The organism is Micromonospora sp. NPDC007271, from assembly GCF_040634005.1.
Classification (GTDB): Bacteria; Actinomycetota; Actinomycetes; order Mycobacteriales; family Micromonosporaceae; genus Micromonospora.
This window is the reverse complement of sequence record NZ_JBEYER010000132.1, coordinates 1-15,979: the sequence shown is the minus strand read 5'-3', so window position 1 is coordinate 15,979 and position 15,979 is coordinate 1. Positions and strand designations below refer to the sequence as shown.

The following is a 15,979-nucleotide window of genomic DNA, read 5'->3' as shown; positions in this document are numbered from 1 at the left end:
CAGCTCAGTCAACGAATCCCTGAACAATCCGCCCCGAACTGGTTGACATCTTCCGTGTGGGTCCGGCGCTCTGCTCGTGTTGTGGATCGTCCTGCTGATGTTGCGGGACCGGATCGGCACCGGCGGCCGGTAGAGCGCGCCGCACGCTGATCTCCACCAACACTCGGCGGAGTGTCACCCAGGTCCTGATAACGATGTGTCACGCAGGTCCCGAGACCGGACAACCACAAAGCGAAGAGCAACCACTCAGTTACCCCACACTCTCTCGGTGGGTGGTCAGGCAGCGCGGCGAGCGCGGCGGCGGGCCCGGATGAAGGCGGCATCGCCGCGCACGCCGCCCCACCATGACCACGGAACACTGGTCATGTACCGGCCGATCGACGCGAAGACCGGCGCGGCGTCGGCGTCGCGGCCAGTGCGCGCCAGCCCGTACGCCAAGAAGTTCACGTCATTGAGCCAGTCGGCGTGCCGGGTGGCCGGCTGGTGGAACCACCGGGACAGGGCACCGTCGAGATCGGACTGCATGACCGGATCCTGCCGCCACCGCTGGCCGACCTCGTCGGCGGTGCTGCCCGGCGCCACGCGTTCCTGCTCCCACAGCGCCCACTCCGCGGCGGCCCGCACCGGCAGCACGTGCAGCGGCGAGCCCGCAGGAGCTGCGGCGGCGACCGACCGGGCGAAGCCGAACACCGCCTCGTGCGAGCCACCCCACTTCCTGCAGTGGTAGGTCAGCTTTTGTCCGTGCCCCTCCCGATGCCAGGGGTCCCGCCGGGTCAGCTCACGCCACGTCTCCTCGACATCCTCCCGCGGCGCGCTCTGATCGATCATGAGGTCCAGCCGATTCGCCCACGGCGTGGGGTCCTCGGGTGCGAGCCGCATTGCCAAGTCGTTCACCTGCCCGGCCAGGTGCAGCAAGCGGTTGAACTCAGCCCACTGCTCTGCACGGACGGTGGCGGCCCAGTCCCCGCCGCGCACCTCCCAGGCCCGTGCCATCAGGGACCGAGCACGTACCAGCTGAGCATCCGGATCGGTGGGCGAGCGCGCCGCCCAGCGGTCGGTCCAAGCGGCCTCGGTGTCGACCCGGCCGGTCGTACGGTCGACTCGGGATCCCAGCCCACCAGCGGTCGATTCGGCCAGCACGCGCACGTACCGGGCCCGGCGGTCGTAGTCACCCCGGGTGGCAGCCAGAGCTTTCCGGGCCGGCCCGGTGTCGGAGCCGTACCGCGCCTGCATGCACGCCTCGCGCAGCACAGCGTCGTCCTGCGCCAGGTTGGTATCGATCTGGCGGGTAAGCAGCCGCCACACGGTCGAGATCACCATCGACGATGGTAAGCGTCAGGTGGCGTCCGCCTGGACCCGGTCCTGTGCGGGCCCGTCACGCCAGGATGGCGACCACCCCGGCCCGTCGGCGCAGGTTCTGTCTCGGTCTGATTCGTGGTGAACAAGGCGACGAGACCTACCAGGACCGCTGTGCACGGCCTCAGCGGGCCGGCCGTCCTCGGCTTCGGTCACTCCTGAAGCCCTGCCGAATTGTGGTGCTGCAGGCTTCCCCTCTGCGGTCAAGTCTCCGTTACCAGCCGATTTTCCCAGGCCCAGGCGGCGATCTCGGTCCGGTTCCGCAGCTGTAGCTTGTCCTGAATGTTGGCCACGTGGGCTTTCACCGTGCTCAGCGAGACGAACAATTCTTGTGCGATCTCCTGGTTGGTGCGTCCCCGGGCGAGCCGCTTGATCAGCTCGATCTCCCGGTCGGTCAGCGGTATCGCGGGTCGGCGCGGCGATCGGGGCGCGATCGGCCCGAACTGCTTCAGCAGCCGCATCGTGATCGACGGCGAGATCAGCGCGTCACCGGCGTGCGCCGCCCGCACCGCCTCGGCAAGCAGGGCCGGTCCCGAATCCTTGAGGATGAACCCAACCGCCCCCGCCTGGAGCGCGCTGTACACGTACTCGTCCAAGTCGAAGGTCGTGATGATCACGACGCGCAGTGGGTCGCGTACGGCGGCACCAGCGAGTGCGCGGGTCACGTCGAGGCCATCCAACCGCGGCATCTGGATGTCTACCAGGCAGACGTCCGGGCGGAGTTCCCGGGCGAGGCTGATCGCCTCCGGGCCGTCGGCGGCCTCTCCGACCACCGTGATGTCGGGCTGGCTCTCCAGCAGCAGCCGAAGGCCTCGGCGGACGATCGCCTGGTCTTCGGCGACGAGCACGCGGATGCTCATGACGCTCCCGGTGCGGGGATGGTGGCTTCGACTGTCCATCCGGTGGGTGTGCCCGGACCGGCGCTCAGCTCACCGCCGAGGGCGGCCGCTCGTTCGCGCATTCCGACCAGGCCGTGGCCGTCGGGGCGGGTAGTGCGGCCGGGCTGTCCGTCGTCGGCGATGCACAGCCGGATGGCCCGCGCGTCGTGGGCCAACGTCACGGTGACGGTACGTGCGCCGCGAGCGTGCTGGGCCACATTGGTCAGCGCCTCCTGCACGATCCGGTAGATGCTGACGGTGGTCTCCGATGGCCAGTCGGCCGGCATGGGGCCGTCAGGCAGGTCGAGGCGCGCGCGGATGCCGGTACCGCCGAAGCGGTCCATCAGCTCGGCCAGCGAATCGGGCACTCGCGCGACCGCCGGCTCGTCGTCCCGCAGCAGCCGCACCACCTGCCGCAGGGAGGCGAGCGCTTGAGCACCAGCCGTCTCAATCTCGGTCAGGGTCGCCCGGATCGTGGGCGGGTCGGCATCGGTGGCGAGCTGCGCGACCTGAGCCTGGATGATCAGGCCGGTCAGGTGATGGGCTGCGACGTCGTGCAGGTCACGGGCCAGGGCCAGGCGCTCGGTACGCCGTACCCCGTCGACCATCGCCCGCCGCCGCGCGTCGCCGAGCCGCCGCCACAGGCCCACCGTGACCGCGACCACCCAGCCGGCCACCATGATCTGCGTGGCCGTTCGCGCGTTCGGGATGTCCTGAGCCAGGTAGGTCGCGTACCGCTCGATGGTGCCGGCGGCGACCACCCCGGAGCCGGCGGCGACCCCGACGGCACCCGCGGCACTGGGCTGGAACCGCACTGCGGAGGCGACCACCACCAGTAGCGCCAGGCAGGCGATCGGGGCGGGTTGACCCTGCTGGTCGGTCTGCCAGTCGATCAGCTCGGCGGCCGCGCACAAGACGATCGCCGCGCCCGCCGCCCGAGCGGGGAACCGTCGTCGCAGCAGCGCCGCCGCGCACACCGCTGCAGTGATCAGCACCAGCGCCGCGCCCACCGGCCAGGCCGGGCGGCGGCTCAGCACCACCGCCACCTCAAGGGCGAGACCGGCGGCGAGTAGCACTCCGAACGCGGCTTCGACCAGCCCGCCCGGCATGCCGGCCCGGCGCAGGCCGCTGCGCCTGCCGGCGAGAATCATGATGCCTCTCATGCTCGATCCGTAGCAGCGCCTGGTCATCGCGGGCGCCGCAGCGGCGGCCGCTGCCACCACGTCACCCAACGCCACAGCCACTCGACCGGCCCCTGGTGGCACCGGCGCAGCCAGACTACCGACCACATCCACTGCACCAGGAGGACCGCCGCGGCGACCGCGACCACCCCGCCGACCGACCAGCGGTCCGAGTCACCGACCACGCCGGAGATCGCCAGCACCAGCACCGTAGCGGTCAGATAGTTCGTCAACGCCATCCGTCCCAGCGGCCGGAACACGGCGGTCAACGGCCCGGCCAGCCGCGTCCTGAGCAGCAGCAACATCCCGCACACGTAGGCACCGGCGGCCAGCAACCCGGCCGCCGGATAGGCGATCCTGAACGCAGGGGTGTCCGGACCGGACGACCCGACGCGCAACTGGACCACCGTCGTGGGCACAGCGGCAAGGGCAAAGATCAACCCCAACACAGCAGTGGTACGTGGACCCGAGCCGATCCTTCTGACCACCCCGTACCGGACCAGCGCCGAACCGAGCAGGAACAGACCGGGGACCACCGAGTACCAGCCGCCGAACAGAGTCACCGACAGCACGATGAGCACCCCGGCGGCGACCGCCACCACGCGACGCGGCAGCCACGTGGAGGGCAGCAGGACCAGCAGGCCGAGCGCCGCGTACACGGTGAGGATGTCGCCCTTCCACAGCACCACGAAGTGGAAAATCCCCACGGCCAGCAGCGCCAGCAGCCGGCGCAGCAGCACCACTCGCGGTTGCCGGACCCGCGCCTGCGCCGACTCCAGCAACAGCGAGAAGCCGACGCCGAACAGCAACGAGAAGATCGGAAAGAATCGCTGATCGACCAGCAGATGCAGCACCATCGCCGCAGTCGTCTCCGAAGCGTGCTCGATGCCGAGTTCGCCGCCGCGGTGGGCGATCGGCTTCACGTTCGCCAGCAGGATCCCGCACAGGGCGAAGCCCCGAAGCACATCGAGCGCGACGACGCGCCTCCGCGCCTGCGGCGCGGCGGGCCGGGGCCGGCCGCCGTCGATGGCGTCGACGTCTCTCAAACCGTTCCATGACATGCCCAAAGCCTGGCCGAGCGACCGTCCCGGCCCCTCGGCCACAAGTTCACGCCAGCGCCCGAGCCGTCGTACTTTCGGCCATTCCCACCCGCCGCCCCCAAACGAGAACGCCGCCCCCAAACGAGAACGCCGCACCCAACAAAGATCAACCGCACGCCCACAACCTTGATCAACACTTACTGAAAGACCGAGGCTAGGGCGCGTCGCAAAGCCGGGGCTGGTGGCCGTAGGGAGCGGCTGACGAGGGTTTGGGTCAGCTTGGGGCGAGGAGGCAGAACTCGTTGCCTTCCGGGTCGGCGAGGACCGTCCACGGGACATCCAGGTCGATGGCGGTGGCGCCGAGCGTCCGCAGTCTGGCCGCCTCGGCCTCCAGGTCGTCACCCGGGTACGGGCGGACGTCGAGATGGACGCGGTTCCACACGGTCTTCACGTCGGGTGTGCGGAGGAACTGCAGATATGGCCCGACGCCCTTGGCGGAGCGCAGTACCGCGTTGTGGTCGGTCACCTTGTGCACGGTCCAGTCCATGGCCTCGCCCCAGAAGCGGGCCATGGCTCGCGGATCCGCGCAGTCGACCACTACCGAGGCGATCGGTCCGGTGTCTCGGATCGGGTCGTGCCAGTCCAGTACGCAGAACTCGTTGCCCTCCGGGTCGGCCATGACCGTCCATGGCACGTCGCCCTGGCCCACGTCGGCGGGTGTCGCGCCGAGGTCCTTCAGACGCGCGACCACTTCCGCCTGATGGGCCGCCGAGGTGGTGGCGAGGTCGACGTGCACGCGGTTCTTCACCGTCTTGGGTTCCGGGGAGGCGATGAGGTCGATGCAGACGGCGACGGGATCGGGGTAGACGAAGCCCACGGGTTCGAGGTTGGTCACGCCGGGTCCCTCGCTGGAGACTCCCCAGCCGAGCACCTCCGCCCAGAAACCGCCCAACGCGGAGTCGTCCCGAGCCTTCATGTTGATCTGAACAAGCCGCGTTGCCACGCCGACGATGCTGGCGCCTGTGCCTAGTCGGCGGCGGTGGGCCGAACTGGAGCGCTTCGACACCGTTTCGGGAGGCGTTCGGCCGTGTCCGCCTGGTGAGACGTTCATGACTTTCAACAGCGCGGGGCTCCGTCCTAGCAGTGCTCAGCAGGAGCTCAAGCCGAGGCGGAGGCACCACGGCCCTGACGGCGGGGCTGAAGATGGCGTGGCCGGGGACCGCAGGCCGAGCCATTGCTCGGCGTCCCAGGCCTGGAACCGCTCTACCTCGGTGAACCCCAGCTTTGTCGCGAGGCGCATCGAGCCGACATTGGCGGTTTGGGTGGTGAGCACCACCGGCTCGCCGGGAAGGACGCTGTCGAACCAGTCGAGCGCCGCCGCGCACGCCTCGGCGGCGTACGCGAATCCCCACGCCGGCGGCAGGAAGAGGTAGCCGAGATCGGCCTTCCCCGCGGCAGCCGGGCGACGCTGCCCGGTTGCTCTCCTGAGCAGGATCTGGCCGATCATCGCCCCGTCGAGATCAACGACAAGACTCCCGGGCCACCGCTCGGGCGCCCCGGGCATCTCGCGCTCAAGCTCGTCACGCGGGCAGGGGCCGCCGAGGTAGGTGTGCACCTCTGGCGACGCCAGCAGTTCGATGAACGCCGAACGGTGCGAGGAAGCGTGTCGGCCTCAGCTGGCGTCGTCGATGAGGGCGGCGAGGCCGTCGAGGGTGCGTGCGAGGCCGAAGGTCCAGGCGCGGTCGGCGTGCCACGCGCTGCCCTGCGCTTCGCCGGCGGCGGAGCCGATGCGGACGGCGCGGGGATAGATGTGGGGGTCGAGGGCGCGGGCGAGGACGGGTAGGTTGGCGGCCCACCAGTCGGCGTCGCTCATCGCGGTGTCGGTCGTGGCCCGTGCGGCGTCGTGGGCCGATCGGCAGTGGGACTGCACGAACCCGAGCAGGTAGGTCAGGGCGGCGTCGATGTCGACGTCGGAGAGCCCGGTGTCGTCGAATGCGGCGAGCTCGTGCTCGTACTTGGCCATCACGCCCGGTCCGAGCGGGGGGCGGCTCAGGGCGGCGACCTCTGTGAGCCAGGGGTGGGCGGTGAGCAGGTCCCGGTTGGTCTCGGCCACTGTGGTGAGCCGCTCGCGCCACGGTTGCCCGGCCCATGGAGAACGGGTCATCCGTGCATAACAGGTGTCCACCATCAAATCGAGTAACTCGGGCTTGCCGGGCACGTAGGTGTAGACCGACATCGCTGAGACTCCGACCCGGTCGGCCACCGCGCGCATGGTGATCGCGGTCAGGCCCTGTTCGTCGGCAAGTGCGAGTGCGGCGTCGACGACCTGCGTGATGGTCAGTGACCGGGCAGGCCCTTTGCGCCGTGCCGTCTCGGACGGCTCTCCCCAGAGCAGGGCAAGCGTGCGGCTGGGCTCGCCTGATCCGGTGCGGTTCTGGGTCATGGGAATGATTCTGCCACACCTTCTTTGTACGACGTACGGTGTACGGTGTATAATGTTGTCGGATCTTTCGCCACGACAGGAGACCTGCTTGCGCAACCGTTCATCGGCCATGCCCCGTCCCGCCGCCTCGGAGGTACTGATGCCAGGCCCGGCGCCGGCTACCGGACCCACGCCCGCCGGCGCGAAGGGCCGTCCCTCGGGCGTCCCCCAGTCGCCGGTCACGCGCCGGAGCATCCACCAACGGCGCCAACCCGGACGAGGGGGCCGTCGATGACCCGCACCACGACCATCCGCGCCACCACCCTGGCCACCGAGTCGACAGGAGCTCACCGCATGCGCATCACCGAGTCCGCCATCTCGCTGAACGTCCCCGACGTCCAGGCCTCCGCCTCCTGGGTGCAGCAGCATTTCGGGTTCACCGAGGTGATGGCTGCCGACGGGTTCCGCTCCCTGGCCCACCCCGAGGCGGGGTTCAACCTCATCTACCTGCGCACCGGGCTGCCGACGTTCAAGCCGGCGTCGGCCGCCGGTCGCGCCGACGGGCTGCTGGTCGTGTTCACCGTCGATGACATCGACGCCGACTACGCGCGGCTGCGGCAGGAGGGGGTCGAGATCGTCACCCCGATCGAGACCGAGCCATGGGGGGAGCGCTACTTCCAGATGGCCGATCCCAACGGTGTGATCTACCAGCTCGTGCAGTGGGTCTCGCCGCCCGATCCGCAGTACGCCGGCTGATCCTTCAGCGCAGTGGCGGTGCCGTCGTGATGGCGGCACCGCCGCCCCTGAGACGTTCGAGAGATAGGGAGGCATCGCATGGCACCGCGGTTGGCCCTGGTCGTCGTCACCCTGGTCGTCTGGCTGGGCACTGCTCGGCGACCAGGGGGACCGCGTCCGTGGCCGGCGGCGGCGCACGTACCCGGCGCATGGGGGCAGGGCGCCGCTCGGCCGCCCGTGACGGGGAGGATCCTCTGGAACTGCTGCTGACCATGGCCGACGTGCACCGCGCGTGGCTGGACGAACTGGCCGATGCGACGCCGGACGGGTACACGCTCGAGACCCGTGGGGCGCGCGACGCCGACGATGCGCTGCGGCTTGCGCTGGTCGCGACCCGTGGCGGGGCGATGTCCCCTGTCGTGGTGACCAGCCCCGGTAGCCGCCCCGACCGGGCCCGACTGGCCTGCACGGCAGCACCGGCCGACGTGGACGTCCGGCTCGTCGCTGCCGCGGTCCGCCTGCTGCACGACGTCCACCCAGAGGTCACCCATGTCGAGGCGGTGGTCACGGCGCACCACTCGGCCCTGGCTCACCTCGGCTTCCACAAAACACCGGACCCGTACGACCGCAGCGACGTACCACTGCGACGTGAAAGGACGCATCGTGAACCCCGATCCGACGGTCCCTGACCCGACCACCGTCTATCCGCTGGCCGCGCATCCACGCGTGGTCTTCCTCCGACCACTGGTCACCTCGCCGACCATCGAGGTCGGCGAGTACACCTACTACGACGACCCCGAGCACGCCACAGAGTTCGAGCACCGCAACGTGCTCTACGCCTACGGCCCGGAGCGGCTGGTCATCGGCCGGTACTGCGCGATCGCCTCGGGCACCAGGTTCCTCATGGCAGGCGCCGCTCACCCGACCATGGGCGTGTCCACCTTCCCGTTCACCATGTTCGGCGGCGCCTGGACGGAGAAGACCCTCGATATCGTCACCAGCATGCCCAGCCGCGGCGACACCACCGTCGGCAACGACGTCTGGTTCGGCTACGGGGCTCTCGTCATGCCGGGTGTACGCATCGGCGACGGCGCGATCATCGCCGCAGATGCCGTGGTCACCGCCGACGTCGCCCCGTACACCATCGTTGCCGGCAACCCCGCCCGCCCGATCCGCCAGCGCTTCGACGACACCGACGTTCACCAGCTGCTGCGGGCCGCGTGGTGGGACTGGCCCGTCGACCTGGTCACCGAGCACGCCCGCGTCCTCATGGCCGGCGCTCCCGCCGACATCGCCCGCATCGCCGCAGAGAACGGTCTGGAGAAGAACCTGTGACGACGGAGTCAATCGAGGAGTACCCGACCGGTGGCGGCGGGCCGTACGCGGTCACCACCGGCCCGAACGGGCCGCTGTGGTTCACCATGGTCGGCGGTGTCGCATCGGCCGCTGGTGCCCGGCGGGGAATTCGTGCAGACGGTATCTCGCCCCGGGTCGGCGACCGGCCCGGTGAGCGGTTCCGGACGGACAGCAGTACCGGCCGCCGTGCGGCTCGGTGTCCTCAGTCCCCGGCTGGATGATTCGATCGTGCGTTCTACGTACATTAGTGTGCCGCGGCATCGTCGGGCGGCTGCGTCCGCGTCGACAAACGGGAGGTACCGGGTGCAACTCGGGCGGTTCGCGGTCGTCTTCGAGCCGGGCGACCCACCCCGCACCGGCACGGTCAGCTTCTACGACCCCGCCGGCGGCGCGGTGCCGGACGAGTGCGACGAGCTGGGCGAGTGCCGCGAGTTGGAACTCGCGCTGCCCCTCGACGGCCCTGTGGCCGCGTGGCAGGTGCCGGTCTGTGCCGTGCCGGTCGGTGACGCCGTCCGGCACCTCGTCGCGTTGCGCGACGAGGACGTCACGCCCGCCGCCGCGTTCTGGTCAGCCGTGGCGGTCACCGGCCTGCACCTGGTCGCCCGCGGTCGGCTGCTGCCCGGCGTCTCCCCGAACGGGTACGACACCTGGCGGGTGGGCCCGTTCGACGTCTCCGATGTGGAGCGCATCCGCGCGCTCGCCGCGGCGATGCCCCCTGAGGCCCGTGCGGTGCCGATCGATCCCTTCGCCGAGCAGCTCGTGCTGCCCGAGGCGCAGGGGCTGGTGCGGGCGTTCCTGGACGCGGTGGCCGACACCCTGCCCCGGACTCCGGCGGCTCCCTGGCTGACCGGTGATGCCCGGTTCACCGGCTTGGACCCCGAGCCTGTGACGGACCTGCGCGAATGGGCGCAGGAGGTCTCCGCGGGGGTGGACACAGGTCTGCGGGTGGCGCTGCGGCTGGAGGGGCGGGGCAACTTCGAAACCACCGGTCTCACCGCGGTGGTCCGCATGCGCAGCCTCTCCGACCCGACGCTGGTCCGCGACGCGGCGACGCTGTGGGAAGGTGATGAGCACGGTCTCGGTGAGCGGGCCACCTTCGAGGCGATGCTCGCGGTGCGTCGGGCCGCCGCAACATGGCAACCGCTGGAGCGGCTCCTGGACGAGGCCGCCCCGGTCGAGCTGGAACTGCTCGACGAGGACCTGGTCGACCTGCTCGGTGAGGCCGAGGCGCGGCTCGCCGCGGCTGGCGTCGACGTCCAGTGGCCGCCGCAGCTGTCTCGCGAACTCAACGCCCGGGTCCTGATCGGATCGCCGCCCGAGCAGCCGCCGGACGTGGCCCACTTCTTCCGCTCCGCCGCCCCGATGGCGCAGAGCTGGCAGCTCACCCTGGCCGGCGAGCCGCTGACCGCCCCGGAGATGGATCTGGTCGCCAAATCGCGGCCCATCGTCCGCCTGCGCGAGCAGTGGGTGGCAGTCGCGCCGGAACTGGCCCGCAAGGCCCGGGAACGGCAGCTGCCACCGCTGAAGGCGTACGACGCCCTCGCCGCGACGCTGATCGGCAGCACGCAGGTGCAGGACGAGCGGGTCGAGGTGGTGGCCGACGGCTGGCTGGGCGCACTGCGCGACCGGATCGCCGAGCCGGAGGGCGGCCCGGAGCGGCTGACGCCCCCCACCGAACTGGACGGCACTCTCCGCGACTACCAGCTGCGCGGACTGCGCTGGCTGGAACGGATGACCTCGCTCGGCTTCGGCGGCTGCCTCGCCGACGACATGGGGCTAGGCAAGACCATCACGGTCATCTCACTGCACCTGCGCCGCCAAGCCGACCCGGTTCACGCCGAACCCACCCTGGTCGTCTGTCCCGCATCGGTGCTCGGCAACTGGGAACGGGAGATCCGCCGGTTCGCCCCCGGCGTACCGGTCCGCCGATTCCACGGCGCCGCCCGCTCCCTCGACGGCCTCGCTGGCGGTTTCGTGCTGACCAGCTACGGCACCATGCGGGTGGACGCCTCGATGCTGAGCGGCCGGCCATGGGGAATGCTGGTCGCGGACGAAGCGCAGTACGTGAAGAACCGGCTCAGCGGCACCGCAAAGGCGCTGCGTGAGATCCCCGCCCGGGCTCGCGTCGCGCTCACCGGCACGCCAGTGGAGAACAACCTTTCCGAGCTGTGGGCCATCCTCGACTGGACCACCCCCGGCCTGCTGGACAAGGTCGGCGCGTTCCGAGCCCGCTGGGCCCGACCGATCGAGGTCGACCGTGACGCGACCAGCGTCGAGCGGCTGTCCCGCCTGGTCCGACCCTTCCTCGTGCGGCGGCGAAAGTCCGACCCCGACATCGCCCCGGAACTGCCGCCCAAGACCGTGACCGACCACCTGGTCTCGCTCACCAGCGAGCAGACGACGCTGTACCGCCGGGTCGTCGACGAGGTGATGGCCGAGATCCGATCCAGCACGACCAGCATCGCCCGGCGTGGCCTGGTGCTGAAGCTGCTCGTCGGCCTCAAGCAGGTGTGCAACCACCCGGCGCACTATCTCAAGGAGCCGCACGGCAAGCTCTCCGGACGCTCGGAGAAGCTGCAGCTCCTCGACGACCTGCTGGAGACCATCCTCGCCGAGGACGGCGCCGCCCTGGTCTTCACCCAGTACGTGCAGATGGCCCGGCTGCTGCAACGGCACCTGGCCGAGCGGGGTGTGCCGGCGCAGCTGCTGCACGGCGGCACGCCGGTGCCCCAGCGTGAAGAAATGGTGAACCGGTTCCAGGCCGGTAGGGTTCCCGTGTTCCTGCTCTCCCTGAAGGCGGCCGGCACCGGTCTCAACCTGACCCGCGCCGACCACGTCATCCACTACGACCGCTGGTGGAATCCGGCAGTGGAGGAACAAGCCACCGACCGCGCGTACCGGATCGGGCAGACCAAACCGGTGCAGGTCCACCGGCTGATCGCCCAGGGCACCCTGGAGGACCGGATCGCCGCCCTGTTGGAGTCCAAGCGAGAACTGGCCGACGCGGTCCTCACCGGCGGTGAGACCGCCCTGACCGAACTGTCCGACGCCGAGCTGCTCCGGCTCGTGCAGCTGCCCAACGAGGAATGAGGGACGTGAACTTCGACTTCGACGACGAGCTGGACGGCGAACCCGAACCCGCCGCAGACGACGGGCGCGCCCGCAGCTTCCCGCCATTCGGCCCGGGCAAGCGGACCGGCAGAAAGTTCGCCGACACCTGGTGGGGCAACGCCTGGATAGAGTCGATGGAACGTACCGCGCTCGACCCGGAGCAGCTCAAGAAGGGCCGGCGGTACGCCTTCGCCGGACAGGTCGGGCCGATCACGGTGAGCCCGGGCCGGATCTCCGCGCCGGTCCACGACGGCGACCAATACACCCCGCACGACACGGTGGTACGCATCGGGACCCTCCCCGACGCCGAATGGGACCGCCTGCTGGACAGGGTGGCCGCCAAGGCCGGGCACATCGCCGCTCTGCTCGACCGGGACATGCCGCAGGACCTGGTGAACACCGCCGACGACGCCGGAGTGCGGCTACTACCCGGCTACGGCGACCTGGACCCGGAATGCGACTGCCCATCCTGGGACCACCCCTGCCGGCACGCCGCCGCCCTGTCCTACCAGGCATCCTGGCTGCTCGACCGGGACCCGTTCGTGCTGCTGCTCATGCGTGGACGGGCCGAGCCGGAGCTGGTCGAAGAACTGCGCTCGCGCAACACCGGCCGGGCGGTCGCGGCCAAGGAAGAGCATGTCACCGGCACCCGAGCCGAGGAGGCGTACGCCACCGCCCCGGCGTCGTTGCCCGGGCCGCCAGCACCGGTGCAGGGCGAGGCGATGCCGCTCGCGCCCCTGCTGGCCGCCCACGGTGCGCCTGGCATCGACGCCGAGGCAATGGGGATGCTCGCCGCAGACGCTGCGTCCCGTGCCAGACGCCTGCTGATCGCCACCCCCGCCGAGGTGCTCGCCCCCGACCACGACACCTGGCAGGACGCCGTGCGGCTCGCATCGCGGATGCCGCGCTCGCGGGCCGCGAAGCGGCTCGAGGAGGCCAGCGGCCGGGCCGGCGAGCTGCCCCGGGCGATCAAGGCGTGGGAGTACGCCGGCGGCGCCGGCGTGGACGCCGCCGACATGGTCTTCAGCCCGCCGAAGGAACTGGTCTCCCGGGTCACCGACGCGCTGCGCGAGGCGTGGGAGGGCAGCGGCGCCGCGCCCGAGCTGAAGAACTGGCGCAACCGCTGGACCGTCGGGCGGGATGTACAGGTCCGCTACGGCCGCGACGGCCGCTGGTACCCGTTCCGCCGCCGCTGCGGGCAGTGGTGGCCCGCAGGGCCGCCCAGCCCCGGCCCGGCCGACGCGCTGCTCGACGTCCTGAAGGAGTCAACTACCCGCCCATGAATGGGCGGGCTTGCGGATCACTGTCCTCGCCGGCTGCGAGGCTAGGCCGCGTGCGGGCGATTGACTGCGCCCCAGCTCACGACACCACGCGAAGCGATGTTGCGAGCCGCATTGTGGTCGGCGTGGGCAACGACCCCGCACGACCGACAGATGAAGGTTTCCTGGTCGGGTCGGTTCCGTTTGTCCCGATACCCGCAAGCGGCGCAGGTCTGGGAGGTGTACCGGGGGTCGACCTGGACCAGCGGTACACCCGCCCGGCGCGCCTTGTAGACCAGGAACGCGCCGAGTTGCTGGAACGCCCACGAGTGCAGCGTGACCCGTTGGGGCTTCCTCAGCCGGACCCGGTCGCGGATCCCCGTCAGTTTCTCGACGGCGATTCCGCGGCCGGTGCGTGCAGCCTCGGTCACGATGCTCTTGGCGATGCTGTGGTTGCTGTTCGCGGTGTGCCGCGTTTCCTTCCGGCGGCGGCGGGCCAGGAGCCGTTTCGCCGACTTGGTGTCTTTCTCCTGCAACCGCTTCCTGAGCCGCTGTGCGTTGGCGTCACCAGCTATCGGGAAGCACTACCGTCGGTGGATCATGTCGTCAGGGCGGACATCATCGAAAGCCATTTTCCGCTGGTGTCCACTGCACACCCCGCTGCTGACGATGAAGGGCCGCGCGACGTGCGCGTCTAAACGTGATGACCCCGGCGGCCGGTCACCGGCCGCCGGGGTCATCACGGTCAGGACTCGGACGTCCTGCGGCGGAAGAGGAGAAGCAAGGTTGCGCCGACGGCGATGGCGATGCTGCTGAGGCCCGTTAGGACGGGTACCAGCGCACTACCGCCGCTGCCGCCGGTCACCGGCAGCTCCGAGTGGCTAGGAGTCGGAAAACCGGTCGGAGTTCCCGTGGGCTGGCCGGTCGGACCGCCTGTGGGGCTTCCGGTGGGCTGACCTGTCGGAGTTCCCGTGGGCTGGCCGGTCGGAGTCGAGGTGGGGGTGCCCGTCGGAGTCCCGGTCGGCGTGTTCGTCGGGGTCCCTGTTGGCTGGAGGCAGAGGGGTGCCGTGATGGTGTTGGTGTCGAGGGTGACGGCGCCAGTCTGTGCCAGAGCACGGCCTTGGAGGGTGGCGCCGGTGTTCATGGTGATCGAGGTCTGGGCCAGGATGTTGCCCACGAATCGGGTGCCGGTGCCGATCGTCGCCGAGCTGCCCACCTGCCAGTAGACGTTGCAGGGCGAGGCGCCGTTGATGAACACCACGCTGCTGTTGGAGGCGGTGATGAGGGTGGAGTCGATCTGGAAGATGAACACGGCAGCCGGGTCGCCCTGCGAGTTCAGCGTCAGCGTGCCGGTCAGCTGCGCGGCACCGATCCGGTACACCCCGGGGGTGAGCGTGGATCCGCCGAGTTCCGCGGGGAGGTTGGTGAACGGGGTCCGCCCGGCGGCGTTGTTGTAGGCGGTGGTCAGGTCGTTCTTGGCTTGCAGGGCGACGGCGTCGCCGAGGTGGATCTCGCCGGCGACGATGCCTGGCGGGAAACCTGGTGCGGTGTTGCCGGGGGAGACGCCGAGACTCTGCCCTAGGAAGCTCGGGCCGGTGTTGGTAACTGTGGAGCCGGCCAGCACGGAGAAGTTCGCCGCTGTCCCAAGGCCGACGGGCGCTACGGCTGCGCTGGCACCAGTTCCGCTGAAGATCAGCAGGGCGACGGAAGCGCAGGCAGCGGCGACGGCCGCGAGTGCCGGCAGCATGGCGCGTTCACGATGACGGATTGGAGTGACTGTCACGATGTGGCCCTCTCATGGCGCGTCTCCGGCAGGCGCTGCCAGGGACAGCGGCCCGAAGTCACACCGAAGTGCAGATACAAGTAATGGGACTTTTGCACATTCAAGGGCGGAAAGGTGCAAAACGGCAAGGTCACCGCCTGGCCAACGACGATGCTCTGGCGCGCGGCCAAAGCAGTGCGGGAGCTGGACGTTCAGAACGATCCTCGCGTCAGTCAGGCAAGCCCAACTTCATATCGTTGTTGCTGTCCTGAACCAGACGTCTGTCGATCATGATCCTCAATGGTCACAGGGCGACCGGCGCCCACTCGGTCAGCTCCGACGGCACGGCGTCTCGTCTACTTGGTGATTGCCTTGAAGAACCAGGCGGTTTGCCTGGCCGCGGTACGACGACCGGCGGAGGCTCTGGCGGCGGCCGCGGAGGCGGTCGAACTGAGTCGTGAACTGATCGCCGCCCAGCCCGAGGTGCATCATCCGCTGCTCGCCTCGTGCCTGGACACGTACGGCGGGCGGCTCAGCGACATGGACCGGGAAGCGGAGGCCGTGGCCGCGACCTGCTCGCCCTAATCCTTGATCAAGGGGCAGCAAGAGAAGCGAACAAGTCTCCTCTGCGCGAGTAGCTGCAACGTCCGATCACTGGCCGCTCGAACCAGGTCAGGTGCGCACAAGTAGCCGCGGGTCGTGCGCTGCCGTTCGCCAGCGGTCTTCACGCTCCGTACGCCCCTCTGGCGGCCTTGTGTGTCCCTTACCCACCGGAAGTCGCCGGATTGGCCGGCCAGGCAGCACCTCGCGGCACGGACCGCAGGGGGCGACGACCGTGGACGTGACGGCCGCCTTACCCGTGGATCTTCGTCGACCCGC

14 protein-coding genes and 1 pseudogene are annotated in these 15,979 nt (G+C 70.0%); 6 read left to right on the top strand and 9 right to left on the bottom strand.

Annotated features, from left to right (window positions below; genetic code table 11):
- Window positions 1-276: 276 nt before the first annotated feature.
- The 7 genes and pseudogenes from ABZ570_RS30850 to ABZ570_RS30820 all read right to left on the bottom strand — a co-directional run bounded on the left by ABZ570_RS30850 (window position 277) and on the right by ABZ570_RS30820 (window position 6,898).
- Entirely contained in the window at window positions 277-1,320 is a 1,044-nt protein-coding gene (locus tag ABZ570_RS30850; protein WP_358071175.1) for a DUF4034 domain-containing protein, read from the bottom strand.
- Between the two features lie 239 nt (window positions 1,321-1,559).
- On the bottom strand, window positions 1,560-2,216 hold the full coding sequence (locus tag ABZ570_RS30845; protein WP_358071174.1) for a response regulator transcription factor: 657 nt from the start codon (window positions 2,214-2,216) through the stop codon (window positions 1,560-1,562).
- On the bottom strand, window positions 2,213-3,397 hold the full coding sequence (locus ABZ570_RS30840; protein WP_358071172.1) for a histidine kinase: 1,185 nt from the start codon (window positions 3,395-3,397) through the stop codon (window positions 2,213-2,215). The genes ABZ570_RS30845 and ABZ570_RS30840 overlap by 4 nt, the downstream gene beginning before the upstream one ends.
- Window positions 3,398-3,420: 23 nt before the next feature.
- Window positions 3,421-4,596, bottom strand: coding sequence for a DUF418 domain-containing protein (locus ABZ570_RS30835; RefSeq protein WP_358071170.1), 1,176 nt, complete (start codon window positions 4,594-4,596; stop codon window positions 3,421-3,423).
- A 133-nt stretch (window positions 4,597-4,729) separates the two neighbouring features.
- Window positions 4,730-5,458 (bottom strand): VOC family protein, encoded by a 729-nt coding sequence (locus tag ABZ570_RS30830; RefSeq protein ID WP_358071168.1) that lies wholly within the window; start codon window positions 5,456-5,458, stop codon window positions 4,730-4,732.
- A gap of 144 nt (window positions 5,459-5,602) precedes the next feature.
- Window positions 5,603-6,103 (bottom strand): annotated as a pseudogene (locus ABZ570_RS30825) (GNAT family N-acetyltransferase); the annotation flags it as partial.
- Between the two features lie 24 nt (window positions 6,104-6,127).
- Window positions 6,128-6,898: a TetR/AcrR family transcriptional regulator gene (locus ABZ570_RS30820; RefSeq protein ID WP_358071166.1), complete on the bottom strand. Its 771-nt coding sequence runs from the start codon at window positions 6,896-6,898 to the stop codon at window positions 6,128-6,130.
- 270 nt (window positions 6,899-7,168) lie between these two features.
- On the opposite strand from ABZ570_RS30820, the gene ABZ570_RS30815 reads away from it, so the two are divergent.
- From ABZ570_RS30815 to ABZ570_RS30795, 5 genes are all read left to right on the top strand, one after another.
- Window positions 7,169-7,633 (top strand): VOC family protein, encoded by a 465-nt coding sequence (locus ABZ570_RS30815; protein WP_358071164.1) that lies wholly within the window; start codon window positions 7,169-7,171, stop codon window positions 7,631-7,633.
- Between the two features lie 158 nt (window positions 7,634-7,791).
- Complete coding sequence (locus tag ABZ570_RS30810) at window positions 7,792-8,301, top strand: hypothetical protein (protein ID WP_358071162.1); 510 nt, start codon at window positions 7,792-7,794, stop codon at window positions 8,299-8,301.
- Window positions 8,276-8,947: a CatB-related O-acetyltransferase gene (locus tag ABZ570_RS30805; RefSeq protein WP_358071160.1), complete on the top strand. Its 672-nt coding sequence runs from the start codon at window positions 8,276-8,278 to the stop codon at window positions 8,945-8,947. Before ABZ570_RS30810 ends, ABZ570_RS30805 begins: the two co-directional genes overlap by 26 nt.
- Before the next feature lie 324 nt (window positions 8,948-9,271).
- On the top strand, window positions 9,272-12,058 hold the full coding sequence (locus ABZ570_RS30800; protein ID WP_358071158.1) for an SNF2-related protein: 2,787 nt from the start codon (window positions 9,272-9,274) through the stop codon (window positions 12,056-12,058).
- Entirely contained in the window at window positions 12,055-13,362 is a 1,308-nt protein-coding gene (locus ABZ570_RS30795) for an SWIM zinc finger family protein (protein ID WP_358071156.1), read from the top strand. The genes ABZ570_RS30800 and ABZ570_RS30795 overlap by 4 nt, the downstream gene beginning before the upstream one ends.
- A 41-nt stretch (window positions 13,363-13,403) precedes the next feature.
- Here the strand turns inward: ABZ570_RS30795 and ABZ570_RS30790 are convergent, their stop codons facing one another.
- Window positions 13,404-13,913 carry a transposase gene (locus ABZ570_RS30790; protein ID WP_358071177.1) on the bottom strand — a complete coding sequence of 170 codons (510 nt, stop codon included), beginning with the start codon at window positions 13,911-13,913 and terminating at the stop codon, window positions 13,404-13,406.
- Between the two features lie 170 nt (window positions 13,914-14,083).
- The gene (locus tag ABZ570_RS30785) at window positions 14,084-15,085 is read right to left on the bottom strand and encodes an ice-binding family protein (RefSeq protein WP_358071154.1); all 1,002 of its coding nucleotides are present in this window, start codon (window positions 15,083-15,085) and stop codon (window positions 14,084-14,086) included.
- Between the two features lie 378 nt (window positions 15,086-15,463).
- Between ABZ570_RS30785 and ABZ570_RS30780 the strand changes: the two genes are divergently transcribed.
- Window positions 15,464-15,685: a hypothetical protein gene (locus ABZ570_RS30780; protein ID WP_358071152.1), complete on the top strand. Its 222-nt coding sequence runs from the start codon at window positions 15,464-15,466 to the stop codon at window positions 15,683-15,685.
- Window positions 15,686-15,979 lie beyond the last annotated feature (294 nt).

Excerpts from the sequence above, each read along its gene's own strand:
- ABZ570_RS30850 (WP_358071175.1), bottom strand. The coding sequence starts at position 1,320 with ATGGTGATCTCGACCGTGTGGCGGCTGCTTACCCGCCAGATCGATACC.
- ABZ570_RS30845 (WP_358071174.1), bottom strand. The coding sequence starts at position 2,216 with ATGAGCATCCGCGTGCTCGTCGCCGAAGACCAGGCGATCGTCCGCCGA.
- ABZ570_RS30840 (WP_358071172.1), bottom strand. The coding sequence starts at position 3,397 with ATGAGAGGCATCATGATTCTCGCCGGCAGGCGCAGCGGCCTGCGCCGG.
- ABZ570_RS30820 (WP_358071166.1), bottom strand. The coding sequence starts at position 6,898 with ATGACCCAGAACCGCACCGGATCAGGCGAGCCCAGCCGCACGCTTGCC.
- ABZ570_RS30815 (WP_358071164.1), top strand. The coding sequence starts at position 7,169 with ATGACCCGCACCACGACCATCCGCGCCACCACCCTGGCCACCGAGTCG.
- ABZ570_RS30795 (WP_358071156.1), top strand. The coding sequence starts at position 12,055 with ATGAGGGACGTGAACTTCGACTTCGACGACGAGCTGGACGGCGAACCC.
- ABZ570_RS30785 (WP_358071154.1), bottom strand. The coding sequence starts at position 15,085 with ATGCTGCCGGCACTCGCGGCCGTCGCCGCTGCCTGCGCTTCCGTCGCC.